The following is a 1,161-nucleotide window of genomic DNA, read 5'->3' as shown; positions in this document are numbered from 1 at the left end:
ATACCAAGTCCCGTTGATCATCATTTGTGGGCCCAGTCGCGCAAGCCGATGGACATGATGGTCCAGGGTTGGTCTACGAGCTTGTTCCAAGCCGCGCAACAGTGGTCGAGAATGTCCGTGTAGGACGTGAAGATGCGGTTGGAGATCCAGTTCTCCCTCATGTACTGCCAGATGTTCTCCACCGGGTTCAGCTCGGGCGCCTTTGCCGGCAACGGCACCAGGGTGATGTTGGGTGGCACCTTCAGCTTGCGCGAGACATGCCAGCCCGCCTGATCGAGCAGCAGCACGGCGTGAGCCCCAGGTGCCACAGCTTGCGAGATCTCGGCCAGATGCAGCGCCATGGCCTCTGTCGTGCAACGGGGGAGCACCAGTCCTGCTCCTTTGCCCTGGGCTGGGCAGATCGCGCCAAAGATGTAAGCCGACGCAGTCCGCAGATCGCGTGGCGCTGAGGGACGCGTGCCGCGTCTGGCCCAGCGCCGGGTGATCTTGTTCTTCTGGCCGATCCGCGCCTCGTCGGCAAACCAGATCTCTAGCGGCTTGCCACCAGCCTCGTGGGTCGCGATTTCCTCCAGACGCGTGGGGAAGTCTTTTTAAAAGCAGCCACGGCCGCTTCGCTCTTCTCATGATGGCGCGGGCGGGCCGACAGCTTGCGGAAGTTCAGGCCCCGCAGCTCACGGCTGAGCGTCTGCTTCGAGATCCGGATCCGGTACTCGTCCCAGAGCCACTGCATCAGGTCGGCCAGGCGCCAACGCACCACCCCGTGCACCGCCGGGATCGGGCCTGTCTCGATCATTTCACTCAGACGCTGACGATGCTCATCGCTCAGGATCGAAGGCTGCCCGGGCGCCTTGCCATCCAGGAGCCCATCGGGCCCATGGGCATTGAAGCGCAGAACCCAATCACGCACAGTCTGCAAGCCGACCCCGCCGATCGCGGCCGCCTGGCTGCGGGAACCGCCCTCGTAGATCACCGCCAGGGCCAGCAAGCGGCGGGTCTGCGGGGCATCCTTGCTCCGGCGGGCAAGCTGGCGCAGGCGAACGGCATCGTAATCAGGCCGGAGGGCGACGGGAATGGACATGGCAAACCTCCTCGCTTGCCATGTTGAATCACATCTCAGGCACTTTGAGGCTGCGACGAGTCGCTCTCTCTAAGACGGGGTAT

General features: G+C 63.7%; 1 protein-coding gene. It reads right to left on the bottom strand.

Features of this window, described 5'->3' with window-relative positions; translation table 11 throughout:
• Positions 1 to 20: 20 nt before the first annotated feature.
• Positions 21 to 1,078, bottom strand: a protein-coding gene (locus GR303_RS24225) for an IS630 family transposase (RefSeq protein ID WP_161727022.1) whose coding sequence is annotated in 2 segments (ribosomal slippage) — positions 21 to 586 and positions 586 to 1,078 — 1,059 coding nt in all. Because the reading frame shifts where the segments join, the coding sequence is not laid out codon by codon here.
• Positions 1,079 to 1,161: the final 83 nt, after the last annotated feature.

The sequence above is a fragment of the Microvirga arsenatis genome (genome assembly GCF_009910705.1).
In the GTDB taxonomy this organism is placed as follows: Bacteria; Pseudomonadota; Alphaproteobacteria; order Rhizobiales; family Beijerinckiaceae; genus Microvirga; species Microvirga arsenatis.
This window is presented reverse-complemented; position numbering and strand designations above follow the sequence as displayed.